The organism is Streptomyces sp. NPDC043726 (assembly GCF_056436565.1).
The window spans coordinates 42,549-61,259 of the sequence record NZ_JBWKCI010000013.1 but is presented as its reverse complement, the minus strand read 5'-3'; the positions used below and the strand labels follow the sequence as shown (position 1 = coordinate 61,259).

General features: G+C 72.4%; 17 protein-coding genes. 9 read left to right on the top strand and 8 right to left on the bottom strand.

Annotated elements, in window-relative coordinates; genetic code table 11:
* Positions 1–67 precede the first annotated feature (67 nt).
* The 3 genes from AC068Z_RS32685 to AC068Z_RS32675 are packed head-to-tail and all read right to left on the bottom strand — an operon-like array spanning position 68 to position 2,381.
* Complete coding sequence (locus AC068Z_RS32685; RefSeq protein ID WP_478563845.1) at positions 68–1,036, bottom strand: ABC transporter substrate-binding protein; 969 nt, start codon at positions 1,034–1,036, stop codon at positions 68–70.
* Positions 1,033–1,704 carry an ABC transporter permease gene (locus tag AC068Z_RS32680; RefSeq protein WP_478563842.1) on the bottom strand — a complete coding sequence of 224 codons (672 nt, stop codon included), beginning with the start codon at positions 1,702–1,704 and terminating at the stop codon, positions 1,033–1,035. The genes AC068Z_RS32685 and AC068Z_RS32680 overlap by 4 nt, the downstream gene beginning before the upstream one ends.
* On the bottom strand, positions 1,701–2,381 hold the full coding sequence (locus tag AC068Z_RS32675; RefSeq protein WP_478563839.1) for an ABC transporter permease: 681 nt from the start codon (positions 2,379–2,381) through the stop codon (positions 1,701–1,703). Before AC068Z_RS32675 ends, AC068Z_RS32680 begins: the two co-directional genes overlap by 4 nt.
* Positions 2,382–2,547: 166 nt before the next feature.
* Here AC068Z_RS32675 and AC068Z_RS32670 point away from each other — a divergent pair, with 166 nt between their 5' ends.
* Complete coding sequence (locus AC068Z_RS32670; protein ID WP_478564352.1) at positions 2,548–3,330, top strand: ABC transporter ATP-binding protein; 783 nt, start codon at positions 2,548–2,550, stop codon at positions 3,328–3,330.
* 3 nt (positions 3,331–3,333) lie between these two features.
* Complete coding sequence (locus tag AC068Z_RS32665) at positions 3,334–4,641, top strand: FtsX-like permease family protein (RefSeq protein WP_478563836.1); 1,308 nt, start codon at positions 3,334–3,336, stop codon at positions 4,639–4,641.
* A 137-nt stretch (positions 4,642–4,778) separates the two neighbouring features.
* Here the strand turns inward: AC068Z_RS32665 and AC068Z_RS32660 are convergent, their stop codons facing one another.
* A complete protein-coding gene (locus AC068Z_RS32660) occupies positions 4,779–5,345 on the bottom strand; it encodes a TetR/AcrR family transcriptional regulator (RefSeq protein ID WP_478563833.1) in 567 nt (188 codons plus the stop codon).
* 137 nt (positions 5,346–5,482) lie between these two features.
* Between AC068Z_RS32660 and AC068Z_RS32655 the strand changes: the two genes are divergently transcribed.
* Both AC068Z_RS32655 and AC068Z_RS32650 read left to right on the top strand, forming a co-directional pair.
* Positions 5,483–6,340 carry an AAA family ATPase gene (locus AC068Z_RS32655; protein WP_478563830.1) on the top strand — a complete coding sequence of 286 codons (858 nt, stop codon included), beginning with the start codon at positions 5,483–5,485 and terminating at the stop codon, positions 6,338–6,340.
* A complete protein-coding gene (locus AC068Z_RS32650; RefSeq protein ID WP_478563828.1) occupies positions 6,337–7,695 on the top strand; it encodes a vWA domain-containing protein in 1,359 nt (452 codons plus the stop codon). The genes AC068Z_RS32655 and AC068Z_RS32650 overlap by 4 nt, the downstream gene beginning before the upstream one ends.
* Before the next feature lie 38 nt (positions 7,696–7,733).
* Here AC068Z_RS32650 and AC068Z_RS32645 read toward each other — a convergent pair whose 3' ends face one another.
* Positions 7,734–8,435 (bottom strand): SDR family oxidoreductase, encoded by a 702-nt coding sequence (locus AC068Z_RS32645; protein ID WP_478563825.1) that lies wholly within the window; start codon positions 8,433–8,435, stop codon positions 7,734–7,736.
* A 192-nt stretch (positions 8,436–8,627) separates the two neighbouring features.
* Here AC068Z_RS32645 and AC068Z_RS32640 point away from each other — a divergent pair, with 192 nt between their 5' ends.
* The gene (locus AC068Z_RS32640) at positions 8,628–9,602 is read left to right on the top strand and encodes an NAD(P)-dependent alcohol dehydrogenase (RefSeq protein WP_478563822.1); all 975 of its coding nucleotides are present in this window, start codon (positions 8,628–8,630) and stop codon (positions 9,600–9,602) included.
* Between the two features lie 6 nt (positions 9,603–9,608).
* On the opposite strand, the gene AC068Z_RS32635 is transcribed toward AC068Z_RS32640, so the two are convergent.
* The 3 genes from AC068Z_RS32635 to AC068Z_RS32625 form a co-directional block, all read right to left on the bottom strand.
* Positions 9,609–9,974 (bottom strand): cupin domain-containing protein, encoded by a 366-nt coding sequence (locus tag AC068Z_RS32635; RefSeq protein ID WP_478563819.1) that lies wholly within the window; start codon positions 9,972–9,974, stop codon positions 9,609–9,611.
* 163 nt (positions 9,975–10,137) lie between these two features.
* Entirely contained in the window at positions 10,138–11,115 is a 978-nt protein-coding gene (locus AC068Z_RS32630) for a threo-3-hydroxy-L-aspartate ammonia-lyase (protein ID WP_478563816.1), read from the bottom strand.
* Positions 11,112–11,831: a helix-turn-helix transcriptional regulator gene (locus tag AC068Z_RS32625; protein ID WP_478563813.1), complete on the bottom strand. Its 720-nt coding sequence runs from the start codon at positions 11,829–11,831 to the stop codon at positions 11,112–11,114. The genes AC068Z_RS32630 and AC068Z_RS32625 overlap by 4 nt, the downstream gene beginning before the upstream one ends.
* 239 nt (positions 11,832–12,070) lie before the next feature.
* Between AC068Z_RS32625 and AC068Z_RS32620 the strand changes: the two genes are divergently transcribed.
* From AC068Z_RS32620 to AC068Z_RS32605, 4 genes are all read left to right on the top strand, one after another.
* Positions 12,071–13,297, top strand: coding sequence for an MFS transporter (locus AC068Z_RS32620; RefSeq protein ID WP_478563810.1), 1,227 nt, complete (start codon positions 12,071–12,073; stop codon positions 13,295–13,297).
* A gap of 89 nt (positions 13,298–13,386) precedes the next feature.
* Positions 13,387–15,156 (top strand): glycoside hydrolase family 35 protein, encoded by a 1,770-nt coding sequence (locus AC068Z_RS32615; RefSeq protein ID WP_478563807.1) that lies wholly within the window; start codon positions 13,387–13,389, stop codon positions 15,154–15,156.
* Positions 15,153–17,489 carry a beta-galactosidase gene (locus tag AC068Z_RS32610; RefSeq protein WP_478563804.1) on the top strand — a complete coding sequence of 779 codons (2,337 nt, stop codon included), beginning with the start codon at positions 15,153–15,155 and terminating at the stop codon, positions 17,487–17,489. Before AC068Z_RS32615 ends, AC068Z_RS32610 begins: the two co-directional genes overlap by 4 nt.
* Positions 17,490–17,551: 62 nt before the next feature.
* The gene (locus AC068Z_RS32605) at positions 17,552–18,628 is read left to right on the top strand and encodes a LacI family DNA-binding transcriptional regulator (protein WP_478563801.1); all 1,077 of its coding nucleotides are present in this window, start codon (positions 17,552–17,554) and stop codon (positions 18,626–18,628) included.
* The last annotated feature ends 83 nt before the right edge of the window (positions 18,629–18,711 follow it).

Here is an 18,711-nt window from a genome sequence, read left to right as displayed (position 1 = left end):
ACCCTCGCGCGCGACGGCCGGAAAGACGGCGCGCCGCACCAGTACGGTGACCGTTGTCACGGGCGTGTCACTTCAGCAGGCCCTTGTCCTGGAGGTAGCTCCGGGCGACGTCGGTGGCCAGCCTCCGCCAGCTGTCGACCTGTTGGTTCAGCGAGGCGAGGTCGGCCGTCGTGAGGACGTCGTTGAGGCGGCCGAGGGCCTTCGCCACCCGGTCGCTCCCGGCGCGGGCGCGATTGACGACGGGGACCACGTAGTCGGCGTTCTGGAGCTTCTTGTCGTCGGCGAGCAGGACGAGCCCGAATTCCTCGAGGGTGGCGTCGGTCGTGGTGGTCAGCATCATCTGGTTCCGGCCGCTCTGCACCGCCCGCTTGGCCTGCGTGGTGCCGACGCCCTTGGGGTCGACGCCCGTGACGTCGATGCCGTAGGTCTCCCTCAACCCCGGTGCGCAGTAAGGCCGTTGCACGCACTCGTCGCCCGCCGCGAGACGCACCTCCAGGCCCGAGGCGCCGAGGTCGCTGAGCGTCTTGAGGTCGTGCTCGCGGGCGTAGTCGGTGCTCACCGCGAAGGCGTTCTGGTCGACGGCCCGGCCGGGCTCCAGGACGGTGAGGCCGCGGGGGGCGGCCAGTCCACGTAGGGCGGTCATCGTCTCACCGAGGTCGGGTGAGCCGACCGGATCCGCGTCGGCGCCGTTGGCCTTGGCGTTGAGCCAGTCGGCGAAGGTGGCCGCGTACTCGGGCACGACGTCGATCTGACCGGACTCCAGGGCCGGTTCGTAGAGTTCGCGGTTGGCGACGGTGAGCATCGAGGTCCGGTAGCCGGCCTCGTTCAGCAGCAGGGCGTACATCTGGGCGAGCAGATCGCTCTCGGTGAAGCCGGCGGAGCCGATGGTCAGGCCGCGGCTGTCGCCGGGCGGCGCGGTGACCTCGTCCTGGGTCTCCAGGGAGGGGCCGGTGGAACAGCCGGTGAGGAGCAGCAGGGCCGCCAGGAGGTGACTCCGTCGCAGGACGCCCCACCGCGACCGTCGCAGCCCCCTCACGACGCCCCCCTCGCCCACCGCGGCGACAGTCGCTCGGCGACCTCGAACACGCCCTCGACGACCAGTGCGAAGGCGGCCACCAGCACCGCCCCGGCCACCACCTGCGCCGTACTGGCCAGATTGAACCCCGCCGTGATGATCCGCCCGAGCCCTCCCCCACCGGCCAGGGCCGCGATGGTGGCGGTCGCGACGAGCTGGACCGCCGCGATCCGGACCCCGGTGAGGAGCAGGGGCAGTGCGAGGGGCAGTTCCACGCGGAACATGACCTGCCGGCCGGTCATCCCCATGCCCCGCGCGGCCCGGACGACACTGCGGTCGACCTCGCGCATGCCGACATAGGCGTTGGTGAGCAGCGGCGGCACGGCGAACAGCACCAGCGCGACGACGGTGGGCCCCTCGCCCCACCGCCCCACCGGGGTCAGCAGCAGGAGCACCAGTACGGCGAAGGTGGGCACCGCCCGCCCGATGTTGGAGATGTTGACGGCGAGCGCGCCGCCCTTGCCCAGGTGGCCCAGGACGACGGCGACCGGCAGCGCGATCAGGCAGCTGATCAGCAGACAGACCACGGTGAGGACGAGGTGCTCCAGCAGCCGGTGCCACACACCGTCCGTCCCGGACCAGTGCGCGGAGTCGGTGAGCCAGTCCCAGGCGCCCGTGACGGTGTTCACGCGCGCACCGCCCGCGTCCAGGGGGTGATCAGCCGCTGCACCCCGAGGAGCAGCACGTCGGCGACGATCGCGATCACCACGCACAGCACGGACGCCGTGAGCACCTGTGCCTTGAAATAGGTGTTCATGCCCGCGTAGATGAGGTTGCCGAGCCCGCCGAAGCCGACGATCGCGCCGACCGCGACCAGGGAGACCGCCGAGACCGTGGCGATGCGCAGCCCGGCCATCGCGGCGGGCAGGGCGAGCGGCAGTTCGACGGTGACGAGCAGCCGGATCGGGCCGTAGCCCATGCCGCGCGCGGCCTGCCGGGTCTCCTCGGGGACGGCGCGCAGCCCGGCCAGGATGTTGCGCACCAGCAGGGTGAGCGAGTACAGCACCAGCCCCGCGACGACCAGGCTCTCGGAGAGGCCGTAGACGGGCAGCAGGAGCGAGAACATCGCCAGCGACGGGATCGTGTAGAGGATCGTGGTGACGGCGAGGACGGGTGGCGCGGCCCAGCCCCAGCGGCGCGCCAGCACGGCCAGCGGCAGGGCGAGGACGAGGCCGAGGAGCACGGAGAGCGCGGCCAGCTGCAGATGCTGGAGCACCGCGTCCCAGAGGATGTCGCGGCGGGTGCTCAGGTACTCGCCGCAGATCCACTCGTTGCGCGCGAGGCAGTCGTCGGGAGGCGCGGTCACCGCTCCATTGCATCGGGTGGGCCCCCGGCCGTGCTCGTTGTGGTGACCCGTCCGGGGTGTCACTGAGTACACCTCTCGATACGGGCTCTGCGCCCAATGTGCCGCGCTCGCCGTCTCCGTAGCTTCGTGGTCAGCGGAAATCCGATGGCACCGGGGAGTGATGACGATGTTTCGCACAGGCTCACGCACGCACGACACGGGACCCGCCGCCGAGGCGCTGCGGCTGGTCAAGGTCACCAAGTCCTACGGCACGGGCGACAGCGCGGTGGCGGCTCTGCGCGAGGTCACGCTGGGGCTCGGCAGCGGCACCTTCACCGCGGTGATGGGTCCTTCGGGCTCCGGCAAGACCACGCTGCTGCACTGCGCGGCGGGTCTGGACCGGCCCGACAGCGGGATCGTACGGGTGGACGGCACCGAGCTGACGGACGGCGACGAGACGGCGCTGACGAAGTTCCGGCGCGGCCGGATCGGGTTCGTGTTCCAGCAGTACAACCTGCTGGAGACGCTGACCGTCGCGCAGAACACGGTGCTGCCGCTCAAGCTCGCCGGGCGCCGGGTCGACCGAGGGCGGGCCCGGGAGGTGCTGACCTCGGTCGGGCTCGGCGACCGGCTCGGGCACCGTCCGCACCAGCTCTCCGGCGGTCAGCGCCAGCGTGTGGCCATCGCCCGGGCGCTGGTGACCGAGCCCCGGGTGATCTTCGCGGACGAGCCGACCGGGGCGCTGGACACGCGCAGCGCCCGTGAGGTGCTGCGGCTGCTCCAGCAGGCGGTGCGGGTCCACGGCCGGACCGTGGTGATGGTGACGCACGACCCGGTCGCCGCCTCCTACGCCGACTCCGTGCTCTTCCTGGCGGACGGCCGGCTCGCGGGCCGGATGGACGCGCCGACCCCGGACGCGGTGGCCGAGCGCCTCGCGCACCTGGGCGACGCCGTGGCGACGGAGGTCTGAGCGATGTTCCTGCTGGCGATGCGGTCGATCCGGCAACGGCCCGGGCGGTTCCTTGCGACTTCGCTGGCCGCGTTCCTGGGCGCGGCGATCATCATGACGTTCAACTCGCTGCACGACACGGCGGCACAGGACGGCGTCGACTCCACCAGCGCGGAGACGCTGACCACGGCCGCGAGCGTCGTCGGCGGCTACGGCACCCTGCTGGTGTTCTTCGCCGTGGCCTCCACGCTCACGGTCAACGTCCGGCAGCGGGCGGCCGAGCTGGAGCTCCTGCGCTGCTCGGGGGCGACCCCGGCGCAGCTCAGGCGGATGGTCGTGGGTGAGGCGGTGGCGGTGGCCCTGGTGGGCGCGGCGCTGGCGATCGGCCCGGCGATGCTCGGCGGGCGGGCGCTGCTGGACGTCTTCCAGGACAGCGGCCAGGTGGCGGACTCCGTCGGCCACTCCTTCGGCCCGGTCGCGCTGATGACGGGCGTCGCCATCACGCTGCTCGCGTCGGCGGGCGCCGCCTTCCTCGCCGTACGGCGGGCGACGCGCGGGACGCGGCGGCACGGGCGAGGGCGGACGTGGCTCACGTACGGGGCGCTCGCGGTCGGCGGTCTGTCGGTCTGCTCGACCTTCGCCTTCTCGGCTACGGACGAGGCGCTGATGGCGCCGCCGGCGTACGGGGCGATCCTGCTGTCCGTGGGGTTCGCGCTGATGGCGCCGCGGCTGCTCGGGGGCGTGCTGGACCGGCTGGCGCTCGACAACGCGAGCGGCTGGCTGGCGGTGCGGAACCTGCGGCAGCGGGTCGGTGACATGGCCGGGATCATGATGTCGCTGATCCTGTTCACGGCCGTGTCGACGGCCACGCTCACCATGCAGGCAGTGGAGAGCGGCGCCTTGGAGGCCTCGGGTGCGGTGAAGTCGGTCGACGCGAAGAACCTGGAGACGCTCAACTTCACCGTGGTCGGCATCATCGTGGTGTTCGTCTGCGTGATGCTGGTCAACTCGCTGTTCGCGGCCACGACTTACCGGGTCCGGGAGTTCGGCCAGCAGCGGCTGGCGGGGGCGACGCCCGGTCAGGTGCTGGGTGTGGTGGGCGCCGAGGGCCTGATCCTCACGCTGACCGGGGTGGCGTTCGGCGTGGTGGCGGCCCTTGCGGGCATCGTCCCCTTCACCATGGTCCGCTCCGACGAGGTGCTGCCGGGCGAGGTGTTCGGCATCGGCACCGGGATGATCGCGATCGCGGCGACGGCGACACTGGGCACGAGCCTGATGACGGCACGGCGGGTGCTGCGGACTCCGGCGGTGGGGGCGGTCGCGGTGGCCTGACGCGCCGGGGGGCTGAGCCGGGGTCTCCCACTGCGGGCTGTGGCTGGGGGCGGTCGCCTGGGCGGCCGCCCTCTCACGTCATCCCGGCCCTACGTCATCCCGGCCCTACGTCATCCCAGCCCTACGTCATCCCGGCCCTACGTCATCCCGGCAGCGTCCATCAGCGCCGCCACCGTCGCCGTCGTCAGCCCGTCCAGCGTCTCGATCCCGGCCCCCGCGCGGGCGCTCGCCCCGTCGAAGACCAGCATCAGCTGACGGGAGAGCAGCTCCGGATCCCGCGCTCCGCCCGCTTCGGCCTGCTGACGGAAGGACGTCTGCAGACGCCCCTTCGCGGCTCCGGCCACCTTGCTCGCCGGATGCTCCGGATCCTTCAGCTCGACCAGCGCGGCCAGGAAGGGACAGCCGTGGTACTCCGGCTCGGTGGAGGCCTGCTCCAGCCGCTCGAACACGCGCAGGATCCGCTCACGAGGGCGTACGTCGTCCTGGACACCGCCCGCCAGCCGGGCCTCGTACGCCGGGACGCGCCGCTCGAGGCTCGCCGCGAGCACCTCGTCCTTGCTCGCGAAGAGCTGGTACATCGTGCGCTTGGAGACCCCGGCGGACCGGCACAGCGCCTCGACGCCGATGGAGACGCCGTCGCGGTAGAAGAGATCGGCGGCCGCGTCGAGGAGCCGGTCCTTGGTGGACGCCTTGTCTGGGGACATACGGCGAGGTTACCGCGCGGAACGGACCGACGGAAACCGATCGGTATCCAACCCTGGCCCCGCCGTATTCCCCGTGACAGGATCGGTGAACAAGCGCTTAGATAGGTCCCAGATCCGCCACCGCCCGGGAGGCCCCGTTGTTCACATCCGTCGACGACGTCGCCGCGCGTCTGGCCGAGACCGGCTACCTCGCCTCACCCGCGGTCGCCACGACCGTCTTCCTCGCCGACCGGCTCGGCAAGCCCCTGCTGGTCGAGGGCCCCGCCGGGGTCGGCAAGACGGAGCTGGCCAAGGCCGTCGCCCAGGTCGCCGAGGCCCGGCTCATCCGCCTCCAGTGCTACGAGGGCGTCGACGAGTCCCGCGCACTGTACGAGTGGAACCACGCCAAGCAGCTGCTGCGCATCAGCGCCGGCCGCGACGAGACCTGGGACGAGACACGCACCGACATCTTCAGCGAGGAGTTCCTGCTCCCCCGCCCGCTGCTCACGGCGATCCGCGGCGACGACCCGAAGGTGCTCCTGATCGACGAGACGGACAAGGCGGACGTGGAGGTGGAGGGCCTGCTGCTGGAGGTGCTAAGCGACTTCCAGGTGACGGTCCCGGAACTGGGCACCGTCACGGCGACCCGCCGCCCCTTCGTCGTGCTCACCTCCAACGCCAGCCGCGAACTCTCGGAGGCGCTGCGCCGCCGCTGCCTCTTCCTTCACATCGGCTTCCCCGACAAGGAGTTGGAGCGCCGGATCGTCCGGCTGAAGGTGCCGGGGCTCGACGAGGCGCTGGCCCGCTCCGTGGTCCGGGTGGTGGGCGCGCTGCGGGCGATGGACCTGCGCAAGCTGCCGTCGGTCGCGGAGACCATCGACTGGGCGCGCACCCTGCTCGCGCTCGGCGCCGACTCCCTGGACGAGACCGTCGTACGGGACAGTCTCGGCGTACTCCTCAAGCACCAGGACGACGTCCTCAAGGCCACCGCCAAGCTCGACCTGGACGCCCTGTGACCACGCCCGCCGGGGTCGCCGAGCGGCTGACGTCGCTCGTCGCGGCGCTGCGCTCGCACGGCATCCGGATCGGCACCGGCGAGACGGTGGACGCGGCGCAGGCCGTGGCGGCGCTGGGCCTGGAGGACCGGGAGCGGCTGCGCGAGGGCCTGGCGTCGACCCTGTTGCACGGTACGGCGCAACGGCCCGTGTTCGACCCGGTCTTCGACCTGTACTTCCCGCGCGGAGTCGGCGCGCCGGAGGGGGAGGCGGCGGGCCGGGACGACCTGCGCGACCGGCTGGCGGCGGCGCTGGCCGCCGACGACCGGGCGATGATGGGCCGGTTGGCGGTGGAGGCGGTCGACGGCTTCGGCGGCTACGGCTCCTCCCCCGCCTCCGACGGCTGGTCGTCGTACCAGACCCTCGACCGCCTGCGCCCCCAGACCCTGCTGGCCCGCGTCCGTGACGACGTCCGTGCGCGCGGCGGGAGTCCGGGGTTCACCGACCGGCTGCTGGAGGACGAGATCCGGCGGCGCATCGAGTCCTTCCGGGCCCTGGTGGCCGTGGAGGCGCGCCGGCGGGTGGCCGAGCGGCGCGGCCGGGACGAGATCGCCCGGCGGGCGGTGGCCCCGACCGCCGACCGGGTCGACTTCCTGTTCGCCGGAAAGGCCCAACTCGCCGAGCTCCGCAGGGCCGTTCAGCCCCTCGCCCGCAAGCTCGCCACCCGGCTCGCGGCCCGCCGCCGCCGGGCCGCGCGCGGTTCGATCGATCTACGGCGGACCCTGCGCGGTTCGCTGTCGACGGGCGGGGTGCCGATGAAGCCGGTGCTGCGCAGGCGGCGGCCGGTCCGGCCCGAACTGGTGCTGCTGTGCGATGTGTCGGGCTCGGTGTCCGGGTTCTCGGACTTCACGATGCTGCTGGTGCAGGCACTGCACGACCAGTTCAGCAAGGTGCGCGTGTTCGCCTTCGTCAACCGCGTCGACGAGGTGACCGGCCTCCTCGTGCACGGCAGGGCCGACCCGGAGGGGCTCGGCGCCCGCATCCAGGCGGAGGGCGCGCTCACGGCCTGGCACGGCAGCAGCGACTACGGCATGGCCCTGGGCGAGTTCGCCGAGCGGTACGGCGCCGCGGTGGGCCCGCGCACCACGGTGTTCGTGCTCGGCGACGCGCGCACCAACATGAGCGACCCCAACCTCGCGGCCGTCCGGGAGATCACCGGACGGGCCCGCCGCGTCTACTGGCTGAACCCCGAGCAGAAGGACAGCTGGGGCACCGGCGACTCGGCCGCGCCCGCCTACGCCGAGTTGGTCGAGATGCACGAGTGCCGCAACGCCCGCCAGCTCAGCGACCTGGTGACCCGCCTGCTGCCCGTGTGACACCGCCGTTGTCGCCTCACCTGCCCGCTCCCCTGTGATCAGGCGGCGAGCTGCGGGTACAGCACCCCGAGGTCGGCGGCCAGACCCGCCTTGACCTGCCGGGAGATGTCGTCGGCGAGCACCTCGTAGGCGCCGGCCTCGATGCCGTCGAGGGCCTGGGCGGCCACGCTCTCGGGCGTGGACTTCGGGGCGTCGACATGAGCCGCGAGGTCGGTGTCGACGTAACCGACGTGCAGGCCGGTGACCTCGATGCCGCGCGGCTTGAGGTCCAGGCGCAGGGAGTTGGTCTGCGACCACAGTGCGGCCTTGGAGGCGCTGTAGGACCCGGCGAGTCCGATCCAGGACAGCACGGAGTGGACATTGAGGATGTGCCCGCCGCCGTTGCGCTCGATGACCGGGACGAAGGCCCGGGTGACCAGGAGCGGGCCGTAGAAATTGGTCTCGAACTCGCGCCGCACGTCCTCGAGCGGGGACGCGAGGAAGTTGGCGTTCACGCTCGCGCCGGCGTTGTTGATCAGCAGGGTGACGTCCTGGGCCCGCTCGGCGGCGGCCCCGACGGACTCGGGGTCGCCGACCTCCAGGGCCAGCGGGACGGCGTCCGGGTGAGTGACGGTCCGCGGGTCGCGTGCGGTGGCGTACACCTTCTTCGCGCCCCGCTCGTACAAGGCGGCGACCAGCGCCCGGCCGATCCCGCGGCTGCCGCCGGTGACCATGGCGACGGAACCTTCGATGGTGGTCATGAGCAACTCCCGACTCGTTCGCGGCGCCCACGGCGCAGCCTAGGAAACCGATCGGTTTCCTCATCTGGCACCACCGTAAACCGATCGGTTTCCAGGTGCAAGGCGGTCCACCCCCGAGGAAAGTTCGGGGTTCGCCCCTGATGCCCGAGCCCGGCCGGATCCCTACTCTCGAAAGTGGTGAAGGGGGAGATCATGAAGGCAGTGGTGCAGGACCGGTACGGACCGGCGGACGTGCTGGAGTTCAAGGACGTCGAGCGGCCGGAGCCCGGCCCCGGCGAAGTACTCGTGCGGGTGCGCGCGGCGTCGGTCAACGCCTATGACTGGCATTTCCTGCACGGCGACCCCAAGGTGGCCCGCCCGGTGATGGGGTGGCGGGGCCCCAAGGCGCGGATCAGGGGCCGGGACTTCGCGGGCGTGGTGGAGGCGGTGGGCGAGGGGGTCGCGGATCTCAAGCCCGGTGACGAGGTGTTCGGCGAGGCCGACGGCGCCTTCGCGGAGTACGTGTGCGCGCCGGACGGCTCGGTGGGCCCGAAGCCGTCCAACCTCGGCTTCGAGCAGGCCGCGGCGATACCCCTCGCGGGGAACACGGCCCTCATCGGCGTGCGGGACGTGGGCGCGGTGCAGCCGGGGCAGAGGCTGCTGGTCAACGGCGCCTCAGGCGGGGTCGGCACCTTCGCCGTGCAGCTCGGAAAGGCGTACGGCGCGGAGGTGACGGGCGTGTGCAGCGCGCGCAACGCGGACATGGTCCGCTCACTGGGCGCGGACCATGTCATCGACTACGCCCGCGAGGACTTCACCCGGGCGGGCCGGACCTACGACGTGGTGCTGGACCTGGTCGGCAACCACTCCCTGGGGGCCTTCCGGCGCACGGTCACCCCGACCGGCACGCTGGTGCTGTCCGGCGGCGGGGTGTACGAGGGCGGCAGCTTCCTGGGACCGATGACGCTGTTCCTCCAACGCAAGCTGACGGCGCCCTTCGCGCGTCAGCGGCTGCTCGAACTCCCGGCGCGTCAGAGCAAGAAGAACCTCGCGGCCTTGAAGGAGCTGGCGGAGTCCGGGCGCATGGCCCCGGTCGTCGAGCGGACGTACCCCCTGAGCGAGGCGGCCGAGGCCATTCGGTACCTGGAGGTGGAGCACGCGCGCGCGAAGGTCGTCGTCACGGTCTGAGCGTCGCTACTCCTTCGCCTTGGCGTAGTCCGTGGCCATGCCACCGGCGAAGTCGTAGACGATGACCTGTTCGTCGCCGATCACCCAGGCGTCGTGTCCGGGCGGGACCACGAAGACATCGCCGGGGCCGACTTCGGCCTCGCCGCCCTCGTCGTCCATGGTGATGTGCATCCGGCCCTGCACGACATAGCCGTTGTGGTGGACCATGCAGCTCTCGGTGCCCGCGATCGGGGCCACGGACTCCGACCACCGCCAGCCGGGCTCGAACGTGCCCACGGCGAAGTCGAGTCCGGACATGTGGACGGCTTCCAGGTGCCCTCGGGGGAAATCCCGCCGCTCGTCCGGCTTGTCGAGCGTCTTCACTTCGATCATCACGGCTCTCCTTCCGGCCGCGCTCGGTACGGCCGGGGCCGGTCGTCCGGCAGCGCTGTGCACCGCCGTCGGCCGCCGACCCCGTACCACTCCATCGTCCGCCCGGCCACCAGGGGCCGCCATTCGGGGGACGAGCGCTCAGCCGGCCGTTCCGCGGAGTCGCTCAGGACGCCGTTCCGCAGAGTTCGGCGAACCGTTGGGCGTCCACGTTGCCGCCGGAGACGATCACCCCGACCCGGCGCGGCAGCGCGCCGGCCCGACCGGAGAGGAGGGCCGCGAGCGGAGTGGCGCCGCTGGGCTCGACGACGATCTTCAGCCGCTCGAAGACGAACCGCATCGCGTCCCGGATCTCGTCGTCGCTGACCAGGGCGATGGCGTCGACGAGCCGTCGGTTGACGGAGAAGGTGAGTTCACCGGGCGCGGGCAGGGCCTGGCCGTCGGCGATGGTCCTGGGCACCGGGATCTCGATGCGCCGCCCGGCTTCCAAGGACCGCTTGGTGTCGTCGCCGGCCTCGGGCTCGACCCCGATGAGTCGCAGTCCTGGGTAGAGCGCCTTGGCCACGGTCCCGCTCCCGGCGATGAGCCCTCCGCCGCCGACCGGAGTGATCAACGCTTCCAACTCACCGACCTCTTCGATGAGTTCGAGCGCGGCAGTGCCCTGCCCGGCCATGACATGGGGGTGTTCGTAGGGCGGGATGACGGCGAGGCCCCGCTCGGCGGCCAGTTCCTCGGCGATGGCGGAGCGGTCGCCGCTGTAGCGGTCGTAGGTCACGATCTCGGCGCCGTAGCCCTCGGTGGCCCTCCGCTTGGCGGGCGGGGCGTCCTCGGGCATGACGATGACGGCGGTCGTGCCGAGCTCCCGGGCGGCGAGGGCGACGGCCTGGGCGTGGTTGCCGGAGGAGTAGGCGGCGACGCCCCGGGCCAGCTGCTCGGGGGCCAGCCGGGAGACGGCGTTGTAGGCGCCGCGGAACTTGAAGGCGCCGACGCGCTGGAAGTTCTCGCACTTGAGGAAGACCTCGGCGCCGACGAGGCCGTCGAGGGTGCGTGAGCGCAGGACCGGGGTGCGGTGGGCGACGCCCTTGAGGCGTACGGCCGCGTCGCGGACGTCGTCGAGGGTGATGGGCGGGGTGGTCGTGGTCACGCTGCTCCTCCGTCGGAGTCGGAAGTCGGGCCGGCCGCAGAGCTGGGCGTGGCGCCGGTCGTGGCGCGTGCCTGGGCGAGGTAGCTGTAGGCGGAGGCGCGGGAGATGCCGAGCCGGGCGGCGACCTGTTCGACCGCGCGCCGCACGGCGAACACGCCCCGCCCGTCCAGTCCGCGGAACAGTTCCAGGCGCTGGGCGCGGTCGAGTTGGGCCCAGCTCCGGTGCTGCCGGAGCTGGTGGGCGTCGAGGATGGCGTCGACGACGGCGTCGATGTCGTTGCCGAAGGCGGTGACCGGTGCCTCCGCGGGGTCGCCGCCGATACCGGCGAGGGCGCCGAGCAGGGCGTGGGCCTCGGTCACGGCGGTGACGTCCAGGTTGACGCAGAGGGCGCCGAAGACCTCGCCCGTGGAGTCCCTCAGCACCATGGTGGACGCCTTGACGAGTTTCCCGGTCCCGGTCCGGGTGACGTAGTTGAGATCGTCGTCCGCCTCGGTGCCGCGCGAGACGATCCGCATGCCGATCTCGCTCATCGCCCCGCCGACGTGCCGCCCGGTCACCGCGCCGGCGACCGCGACGACGGACTTCTCGGGCTGCCGGTAGTCGTGCAGGACCACCTCGCACAGCGGCCCGAAGGTCGCCACGAGCCCGTCGACGACCGGTGCCAGCGCCGCGATGATCGCGTCCCGCTCGGAGTCCAGGGCCGGTTCGGACGTCATGACGCACTCCCGTCGGTAGATCCGTCTCTAGACTACACGTCCAAGAGTTGTACGAACAGTCCAGAACAGAGCGGCGACCGCCTCACCCGCACCCCACCCGCTCCCCGCCCCACATGCCACCCGCACCCCACCCAACTCCCCTGTCCCGCGGGGAAATCGCTCCCGAAGGGATGTTGCGGGGTGTGATGTTACCGGTAACATCACACCCCGTCGCTTCCCGTGAACGAGAGGTGTGTGCCGTGCTGCTGCGGGACAGAGAGGTCTTCAGCCCCACCGCGGTGGTCGCCTCCTGCGCGGGATTCGTCCTGCTCGGCGCCCTCCAGGCCTTCTACGGACCGTCCATCCCGGCCTTCCGTCAGGAATTCGGGCTGAGCCCCTCCGCCGCCGGTCTGGGTCTGAGCGCCCACTTCGTCGGCGGGGTGGCGGGAGTGCTGCTCTTCGACCGCGCCTTCGGCCGGATCGGCAACCGGCGGATCCTCGGCACGTCGTACCTGCTGATGGCCCTGGGGGCGGCCGGATTCGCGCTGGCGCCGAACTGGCCGGTCGCGCTGGTCATGGCGTTGCTGGCGGGGCTGGGGTTCGGCGGTGTCGACTACGGCCTCAACCAGCTCTTCGCCGTGGGCTTCGGGCACCGTTCGACGGCCATGCTCAACATCCTCAACGCGCATTTCGGCATCGGCGCCATCCTCGGCCCGGCCCTGATCGGCCTGGTCGGCGCCGCGCACTATCCAGCGCTGTTCCTGGCCTTCGCGCTGGCCAACCTGCCGCTGCTGCTGTGTCTTAAGGGCGTACGCGACGAGGTGCCCGCGCCGGCCCAGGCGGAGGCGGAGGAGTCGCGCGGCCCCCTGGCCCGCAGCCTCGGTTCGGTGCTCGCCGTCTTCATCGCGCTGTACGTGCTGCACGTCGGCATCGAAGCGGGCGTGGGCGGCTGGGAACCCACGCATCTGGAGACCGTGGGCTACGGCGCCGGGCTCGCCGCCACCGCCACCTCGGTGTACTGGCTGATGATGACGGTCGGCCGCTTCCTGGTCGCCCCGCTGGCCCTGCGCCACGCACCCCAGACCATCATCACCGTGTCCTGCGCGGGCATGACGGTGTGTCTGCTGCTGGCCTCGGTTCCGGCGCTGGCCCCCTACGCCTACGCAGGTGTCGGCCTGTTCATCGCCCCGATCTTCCCCACCGGGCTGCCCTGGCTGAACCGCGCGGCGCCGAGCGCCCGCCGGGCGGGAGCCGTGGTCATCGCCGCCTCGATGGCCGGCGGTGTGGTCGCGGGCCCTGCGCTGGGCAAGGCCATCGAATGGTCCGGGGTCCGCACGGTACCCCTGCTCCTCGGCGCCGTCTCGGCGCTCTGCCTCACCGCGACGCTCTGGCTGGTCCGCGCCACACGCCCGCACCGAGCGCTGAGCACCGAGCCCAGAGCACTGATCACCGAGCACGAGGGCTGCGCGCAGAGCGCAAGGCACTGATCACCGAGCACGGAGGCTGAGCGCAGCGCGCAACGCACTGATCACCAAGCACGGAGCCCCTCCGCCCCCTCCACAGAAGGGAAGCCCGTATGCCCGCCCTGACCACGACGTCCGACGGTTTCCTGCTGCACGGCGAGCCGCTGCGCATCATCTCCGGCGCCCTGCACTACTTCCGCGTCCACCCCGGCCAATGGGCCGACCGGCTGCGCAAGGCACGTCTGATGGGCCTCAACACGGTGGAGACCTATGTGCCGTGGAACCTCCATCAGCCCGAGCCCGACGGCCCCCTCGTCCTCGACGGCCTGCTCGACCTGCCCCGCTTCCTGAGTCTCGCCCAGGCCGAGGGCCTGCACGTCCTGCTCCGCCCCGGGCCGTACATCTGCGCCGAGTGGGACGGCGGCGGTCTGCCCGGCTGGCTGCTCGCCGACCCGGACATCCGCCTGCGCACCGCCGACTCCCGCTTCACCCACGCGGTCGACCGCTACTTCGACCTCCTGCTCCCGCCGCTGCTGCCGCACATGGCCGCGTCGGGCGGTCCCGTCATCGCCGTACAGGTGGAGAACGAGTACGGGGCCTACGGCGACGACACCGCCTACCTGAAGCATCTGGAGCAGGCGTTCCGCGACCGTGGCGTCGAGGAGCTGCTGTTCACCTGCGACCAGGCCGACCCCGCGCATCTGGCCGCGGGGAGCCTGCCCGGCGTCCTGACGGCGGTCACCTTCGGCGGCCGGGTCGACCGGAACCTCGCCGCCCTGCGCGCCCACCAGCCCGAAGGGCCGTTGCTGTGCGCCGAGTTCTGGATCGGCTGGTTCGACCACTGGGGCGGCCCGCACCACGTACGGGACGCGGCCGACGCCGCAGCGGACCTGGACCGGCTGCTGTCCGCCGGGACCTCGGTCAACCTCTACATGTTCCACGGCGGCACCAACTTCGGGTTCACCAACGGCGCCAACCACCACCACACCTACGCCCCGACCGTCACCTCGTACGACTACGACGCCCCGCTCACCGAGCACGGCGACCCGGGCCCGAAGTACCACGCCTTCCGCGAGGTCATCGCCCGCCACGCCCCGGTCCCGGACGAACCCGTCCCGGGGCCGGCGCCCAAGCTCCCGCCCACGACAGTCGAGTTGAACCGCCGCGCGTCCCTGCTGCCGCTCGTCGAGACCCTCTCCGAGCCGCTGCGCGCCGACGGCGACCCGCTTCCCATGGACGCGCTCGGCCCGCACACCGGGTACGCGCTCTACCGCACCACCCTCCCCACAGCAGGCGACCGCCTCCTGCACTTCGCGGGCGGAGTCGGCGACCGCGCCCAGGTCTTCGTCGACGGCGCCCCCGTCGGCGTACTCGAACGCGAGCGGCGCGACGAGGCACTTGCGCTGCGCGTCCCGCGCCCCGGCGCCACGCTCGACGTCCTCGTGGAGAACCAGGGCGGAGTCAACTACGGCCCGCGCATCGGCGCCCCCAAGGGCCTGCTGGGCCCGGTCACGCTCGACGGGACCGTCCTGCGCGGCTGGGACTGCCACCCCCTGCCGCTGACCGACCTCGGCGAGGTGCCGTTCACCCCGGCCACCGCCACCCGGTCCGCCGAACCCGCCTTCCACCACGGCACGTTCGAGGTGGAGACCCCCGCCGACGCCTTCCTCGCCCTGCCCGGCTGGACCAAGGGCCAGGCCTGGGTCAACGGCTTCCACCTCGGCCGCTACTGGAACCGCGGGCCGCAGCGCACCCTGTACGTCCCGGCGCCGGTCCTGCGCCCCGGCGTCAACGACCTCGTGCTGCTGGAACTGCACGCCACGACCGTCACCCGCGCCCACTTCACCGACACCGCGGACCTCGGCCCGGAGGACCACTCATGACCCATCGCCTGCGCGTTCCCGCGCCCGCCGCTCCCCCGCTGACCGGGCACCTGCCGTTCGCCGACGCGCCGGGAGTGCCCGACCCGATCGAGGTCACCAGCCGCTGGTTCACCCGCGGCGGCCGCCCCTGGTTCCCGGTCTCGGGAGAGTTCCACTACTCCCGTTGTGCGTCCGCGAGTTGGGAGGAGGAGTTGCTGAAGATGAAGGCGGGCGGGGTGACCGCCGTCGCCAGTTACGTCATCTGGATCCACCACGAGGAGATCGAGGGCCGGGTCCGCTTCGACGGCGACCGGGACCTGCGCCGCTTCGCCGAGCTGTGCGCCCGGCACGGCCTGGACTTCATCCCGCGCATCGGCCCCTGGTGTCACGCCGAGGTCCGCAACGGGGGCCTGCCCGACTGGCTGCTGGCCCGCGAGCTGACGCCCCGCACCGACGACCCCGCCTACCTGGAGGCCGTACGCGCCTGGTTCGCGGCCGTCGCGGAGCAACTGCGCGGACTGGACCGGGCGCACGGCGGCCCGATCGTCGCGATCCAGATCGAGAACGAGCTCTACGACCGGCCGGGCCACCTCCTCACCCTCAAGCGCATGGCCCAGGACGCCGGACTGGCCGCGCCCCTGTGGACGTCGACGGCCTGGGGCGGGGTCCGACTCCCGCCGGACGAACTGCTTCCGCTGTACGGCGGCTACCCGGAGGCCTTCTGGACGGAGTGGGACGGCGGCTGGCCCGACACCTGCCGCAAGCACTTCTTCTTCACCGACCAGCGTGACGACGAGGGCATCGGGGCCGATCTGCGGCCCGCCACCGTCCGTGGCGGTGAACCGGCCCCGACGGATCGATTTCCCTGGGCGACCTGCGAGTTGGGGGGCGGGATGGCGGTGGCGTACCACCGGCGGCCCCGGGTGGAGGCGGCCGACATCGGCGCGCTGGGCCTCACGAAGATCGGCTGCGGATCGGTCTGGCAGGGCTACTACATGTTCCACGGCGGCACCAACCCGCCCGGCGAACTCACGCCCCTCCAGGAGTCCCACGCCACCGGCTACCCGAACGACCTGCCACTCCTGACGTACGACTTCCAGGCCCCGCTCGGCGAGTACGGGCAGTACCGCGACTCGTACCACGAACTGCGCCTGCAGCACCTGATGCTGGCGGACTTCGGGCATCTCCTCGCGCCCATGGAGGCGGTGCTGCCCGAGCGGCGGCCGACGGGGCAGGACGACCGGGACACCCTGCGCTGGGCGGTCCGCAGCGACGGCGCCTCGGGTTTCCTCTTCGTCAACAACCACCAGCCGCACGAACCGCTGCCGGACCGGCCGGACACAGCCTTCGACATCACCCTGCCCGACGGCGAGTTGGCCCTCCCCAGCACCCCGGTGACCATCCCGTCCGGCGCCTGCTTCTGCTGGCCGCTGCGTCTCGACGTGGCCGGGCTGCGGCTGGAGTGGGCCACCGCGCAGCCGGTGTGCACGGTCCAGGACGACGCCGGACGTACGGTCCTGGTGCTGGCCGCCACCGACGGCATCGCGCCCGAACTCGCCCTGGACGCGGGCACGGTGAGGTCCGTCGACACACCGTCCGGGGACGTCGTCCACGTGGACGGCCGGGTCCTGGTGACCGGGCTCCGCCCCGGCACGGACGCTTTGGTCGAGGTGGCCACGGCGGAGGGCGGGCGGATCGGCCTGCTGTTCCTCGACGCGGCGGCCGCCCGTGGCGTGTACCGGGGTGAGGCCTGGGGCGCCGAGCGGCTGGTGCTCTGTGCGGACGGGGTCGTCTTCGACCGGGGCGAGGTCCGTGTGCACAGTGCGGCGGCCCGGCCGTCGTTCGCCGTACTGCCCGCCCCGGAGCGTGATCCGGTGGTGGAGGGTACGGCGGTGACGAAGACGCCCGACGGGGTGTTGACCCGCTTCACGCTGGACGCCGACGGCGCCTGCGAAGCCGTACGGCTCACGCGGGTGCGTGCCGCCGGGCCGGCGCCCGAGCCGGTGACGGGTGTCCTCGGCCGGGCCGGCGTGCCCGCGGACAAGCACTTCGAGGCGGTGGCGGCCGAGTACGTCGTCGAGGTGCCGGACGATCTGCCGGCGGGGGCCGTTCTGCGGCTGACGTGGTCGGGAGACGTGGGGCGGGCGTACTCCGGCGACCGGCTCGTCGCCGATCAGTTCTACTCGGGAGGGGTCTGGGACCTCGGCGCGCCACCCCCTGGGGAACTGCGGCTGCGGGTGCTGCCGCTGCACGCGGACGCGCCCGTGTATCTGGTGGCGCAGGATGCGGGGACGGCCGCGATCACGCGGGCGGAGTGGGTGATCACGCGTTCCTGGACGGCACGCGTGAGCTGAACAGCGCATGCCTATGCTGTGCGGGACCGGACCGCCGCGCCGATGCCGAGGACACAGCGACGATGAGACCGAGCCCTGCCGGCTCCTCCGTTCCCAAGGGGCGGGCCAAGCGGAACTTCGCCGGGGCGCGTCCGGTGATGGACGACGTGGCCCGGCTGGCGGGGGTGTCGAAGCAGACCGTCTCCCGGGTGCTCAACGAGCATCCCTCCGTGCGGCCGGAGACGCGGGAGGCGGTCGTCGCCGCGATGCGCACGCTCGGCTACCGGCCCAGTCGCAGCGCCCGGTCGCTGGCCAGCGGACGGACCCGGATGCTCGGCGTGATCTCCTTCGACGCGGCCCGGTACGGCCCCGCATCGATCCTCACCGCGATCAACACCGCGGCGCAGGGGGCCGGTTACCTGGTCAGCTCCATCGCCCTCGACACGGCCGAGCACGACACGGTGACCGAGGCGGTCGACCGGTTGTCGGCGGAGGGCGCGGACGGCGTGATCGCCATCGCCCCGCAGGCCTGGGTGGGCCGGGCGCTGGCGGACACCCGGCTCGACACGCCGTTGGTGGTGCTGGAGACCGGCCCGGAGGCCGACACGCTGATGGTCACCGGCGACTCCCGGACCGGGGCCCGGCTGGCCACCGAGCATCTGCTGGGCCTCGGGCACGCCACGGTGTGGCACATCGCGGGCCCGGCCGGCTGGAGCTCGGCCGACCGGCGCCGCGACAGCTGGCAGGCGTGTCTTCGGGAGCACGGCGCCGAGGTGCCGGAACCCCTCGTCGGCGACTGGAGCGCGGACTCCGGCTACGAGGTGGGCCGCGTGCTCGCCCGGCGCCCGGAGGTGACGGCGGTGTTCGCCTCCAACGACCAGATGGCGCTGGGTCTGTTGCACGCCCTGCACGAGGCCGGGCGCCCGGTCCCGGGCGAGGTCAGCGTGGTCGGCTACGACGACATCCCCGAGGCCGCGCATCTGCTGCCGCCGCTGACGACGGTCCGGACGGACTTCGCGGAGATCGGCACGCGGTCGCTACGGCTGCTGCTGGACCGTATCGACGGGTACGGGGGGCCGCCGCGGGTGGAGTCGCTGGTGCCGGTGGAGCTGGTGGTGCGTCGGAGCACCGCACGGGGCCCCGCGGGGCGCGCGGAATGACACCGTGAACCCTGCATGCGCCCCCTGCCCGGTGGGGAGAATGCGATACGCGTTTGAACGAGACCCATCGGGAAAGCAGGCCG

What these genes read in the sequence shown, in the direction of transcription:
- AC068Z_RS32670 (WP_478564352.1), top strand. Translation starts at nt 2,548, where the DNA reads ATGTTTCGCACAGGCTCACGCACGCACGACACGGGACCCGCCGCCGAG.
- AC068Z_RS32665 (WP_478563836.1), top strand. Translation starts at nt 3,334, where the DNA reads ATGTTCCTGCTGGCGATGCGGTCGATCCGGCAACGGCCCGGGCGGTTC.
- AC068Z_RS32660 (WP_478563833.1), bottom strand. Translation starts at nt 5,345, where the DNA reads ATGTCCCCAGACAAGGCGTCCACCAAGGACCGGCTCCTCGACGCGGCC.
- AC068Z_RS32645 (WP_478563825.1), bottom strand. Translation starts at nt 8,435, where the DNA reads ATGACCACCATCGAAGGTTCCGTCGCCATGGTCACCGGCGGCAGCCGC.
- AC068Z_RS32640 (WP_478563822.1), top strand. Translation starts at nt 8,628, where the DNA reads ATGAAGGCAGTGGTGCAGGACCGGTACGGACCGGCGGACGTGCTGGAG.
- AC068Z_RS32635 (WP_478563819.1), bottom strand. Translation starts at nt 9,974, where the DNA reads ATGATCGAAGTGAAGACGCTCGACAAGCCGGACGAGCGGCGGGATTTC.
- AC068Z_RS32625 (WP_478563813.1), bottom strand. Translation starts at nt 11,831, where the DNA reads ATGACGTCCGAACCGGCCCTGGACTCCGAGCGGGACGCGATCATCGCG.
- AC068Z_RS32615 (WP_478563807.1), top strand. Translation starts at nt 13,387, where the DNA reads ATGCCCGCCCTGACCACGACGTCCGACGGTTTCCTGCTGCACGGCGAG.
- AC068Z_RS32610 (WP_478563804.1), top strand. Translation starts at nt 15,153, where the DNA reads ATGACCCATCGCCTGCGCGTTCCCGCGCCCGCCGCTCCCCCGCTGACC.
- AC068Z_RS32605 (WP_478563801.1), top strand. Translation starts at nt 17,552, where the DNA reads ATGAGACCGAGCCCTGCCGGCTCCTCCGTTCCCAAGGGGCGGGCCAAG.